At 65.2% G+C, this 2,598-nt stretch carries 4 protein-coding genes; 2 read left to right on the top strand and 2 right to left on the bottom strand.

Annotated elements, in window-relative coordinates:
- Window positions 1–41: 41 nt before the first annotated feature.
- On the bottom strand, window positions 42–1,013 hold the full coding sequence (locus tag EN925_RS31425; protein ID WP_158515799.1) for a thiamine pyrophosphate-dependent dehydrogenase E1 component subunit alpha: 972 nt from the start codon (window positions 1,011–1,013) through the stop codon (window positions 42–44).
- 103 nt (window positions 1,014–1,116) lie between these two features.
- Here EN925_RS31425 and EN925_RS41055 point away from each other — a divergent pair, with 103 nt between their 5' ends.
- Window positions 1,117–1,437, top strand: coding sequence for an SDR family NAD(P)-dependent oxidoreductase (locus tag EN925_RS41055; RefSeq protein WP_245487371.1), 321 nt, complete (start codon window positions 1,117–1,119; stop codon window positions 1,435–1,437).
- On the top strand, window positions 1,347–1,862 hold the full coding sequence (locus EN925_RS31420; protein ID WP_245461058.1) for an SDR family oxidoreductase: 516 nt from the start codon (window positions 1,347–1,349) through the stop codon (window positions 1,860–1,862). The genes EN925_RS41055 and EN925_RS31420 overlap by 91 nt, the downstream gene beginning before the upstream one ends.
- Window positions 1,863–1,902: 40 nt before the next feature.
- Here the strand turns inward: EN925_RS31420 and EN925_RS31415 are convergent.
- Window positions 1,903–2,598, bottom strand: a 696-nt coding sequence (locus tag EN925_RS31415) for a cobalamin-dependent protein (protein WP_164894514.1), incomplete at its 5' end; no start/stop codon positions are given.

Genomic DNA, 2,598 nt, shown 5'->3' with positions numbered 1-2,598 from the left:
GTGCCGCATTGAGCGCTTCGGCATACCGCATCATGGCCATGTCAGTGTGCCTCGCTGTAGGGGTTGCAGGCTTCGTCGAGCGAGAATTCGGGCATCGGGTCGGAGAGGGCCGCCGCGAATGCCTCGTCGACCTCAGCTCTGGCCGCCACCTCGATTGCCGCGAGTTTCGCCTCGCCGACGTCGCCCAAAAGCGCCTTGCGCGAGACGAGCAACGGGTCACGTTCCTTCCAGGCCGCAATATCCTCCGGCTTCTGATAGCCGCCCATGTCGGAAGTGGAGAAACCTTCGACGCGGTAGGTCTTGCATTCGACCATGCCGGGGCCTTCGCCGCGCCTGGCGCGCTCGACCATGGCCGACACGGCGCGGTAGACAGCCACCGCGTCATTGCCGTCGACGATCTCGGCCGGCATCGCGTAGCCGGCGGCGCGGATCGACAGGTCCTCGACCGGCGACTGGACTTCTGAGGGAACGGTCAGGCCGAACTGGTTGTGTTCGAGCACGAAGACGACCGGCAATTTCCACAGCCCCGCCATGTTCATGGCTTCGTGGCAGATGCCGGTTTGCGCGGCGCCGTCGCCAAAGACGCACATGGCGACATTGCCGGTGCCGAGGATCTGCATCGACAGCGCCATGCCGGTGGCGGCTGGAATGCCTGCGCCGACAATGGCATTGCCGCCGATCACGCCCTTTTCGGCATCGGCCACAAGCATGTGGCCGGCGCGCCCGCCGCAGGCACCGGTGGCCCGCCCGAAGATCTCGGCCACCACCGGGTGTACGGCCATGCCCTTGCCGATATAGACCGCGTGGCCACGATGGGTGGTGGCGACCTTGTCGCCGGCCTCCAGCACGGCGGTCGCGGCGACGCCGACGGCTTCCTGGCCATCGCAGCGATGGATCGGACCGCGCGTGCGTCCTTCCTTGTGAAGCGCCCCAAGGCCCTCTTCGAGATGCCGCACCAGCAGCATCCGGCGATAGATTTCCAGATGTTGTTCGACGGAAGGAGTGTTTTTCACCGATATCCCCGAGTTCGTGCCGAAATTAAATACAAAAGTGTCGACACTTTGCAAGCGCTTCTGCAAGATAGGGCAAAACAAGTTTGTGAAAAGGGGATAGATCATGCGTTTGGAGGGCAAGGCGGCCATCGTCACCGGAGCCAGCGCCGGTATCGGCGCGGCCGTCACGGAACTGTTTGCGAAGGAGGGCGCGCGCGTTCTGGTCGTCGATCGCGACGGCGCGCGGGCCGGCGAGGTGGCCGGCAGGACCGGAGCGCTGGCCTGGGAGGCGGACGTCTCGGACGAAGTCTCCGTGGCGACGATGGTGCGCCGCGCGCAAGAGGCCTTCGGCGGGTGGACATTCTGGTCAACAATGCCGGTTACGGCATACGCGGTTCGGTTGTCACCACCGCGGCGGCGGATTGGGACGCGCTCATGGCCGTGAACCTCAAGGGCGTCTTTCTCTGCTCCAAATATGTCATTCCCGTCATGGCCGCGGGCGGCGGCGGGGTGATCGTGAACACCGCTTCCAACGTGGCCCATGTCGGACTTGCCGATCGGGCGGCCTATGTCGCCTCCAAGGGCGGCGTCGCGGCGCTGACGCGTGCCATGGCGCTTGACCATGTTGCGGACAAGATCCGCGTCAACGCCGTGGCACCGGGTGTGACCTGGTCGAGCTATTTCGAAACCATGCTGGAAACCCATCCCGATCCTCAGGGGTTTGTCGCGGCATTGAACGCGCGCTCACCGATGAATCGCGTCGCGCAGCCGGTTGAAATCGCAAATGCAATCCTGTGGCTCGCCAGTGACGAATCCTCTTTCGCCACCGGCTCGATCCTGACGGTCGACGGCGGCATGACCGCCTGGTAAGGCACGCCCCTGTCGTTGCGTAAGACGAAGCCTGCCCGTTTCAGGCAACGGGCCGGATGGAACGCAGGGCACGCAGCATCTCGTCGAGGTCGGCGCAGGGCAGGCAGCCTAGGTCTGCTATATCCTTGGTCACGTCGACCGGCAGGCCCGAATTGGACTCCTTGGGCACTTCGTTCAATCGTCCGCCGATGAGCACCGGCAAGGCAAGTCCGCGTGCCGCCATCGCTGCTTTCACCGCCTGTGCATAACGCAGCGCCACGCCATTGTAAGTGCTGACGGCGATCGCATCGGCCCCGGTTTCGGCGGCGCGGGCGACGAGTGTTTCCGGGTCGACGGCCACACCGGCATCGGCGATGACGATGCCCAGGCCTTCAAGCGCCTGTTCGACGAGATATTTTCCGTGCTCATGCACGTCGGTCGTGCCGATGCAGACGGTCAGGGGTCTAGGGCTTTCCAGCGGCTTTTGCGTCGCGACCCAGGCGACGGCCTTGTGGTTGAGCTCGCGCGCCCATTCGGCATGGATCAGCGGCGTGCGTCCGCGGATGCCGTCCGCGCCCGGGCCGAACAGCGCCTCCATGCGCTTCGGCCCCATGCGGCGGATGGCGAACATCAGCGCGGCCGGGTCTTCGGTATCCACCCCGCGCTCGGCCAGCCCTTTCATGACGGCACCGGCAAAGCGACGCCCGCCTTCGACCAGCACATCGGCCATCGCCTCCACCCTGGCCCAGTCGAAGAC

The sequence above is a fragment of the Mesorhizobium sp. M7A.F.Ca.US.006.04.2.1 genome (genome assembly GCF_004022915.1).
GTDB lineage: Bacteria > Pseudomonadota > Alphaproteobacteria > Rhizobiales > Rhizobiaceae > Mesorhizobium > Mesorhizobium ciceri.
This window is presented reverse-complemented; position numbering and strand designations above follow the sequence as displayed.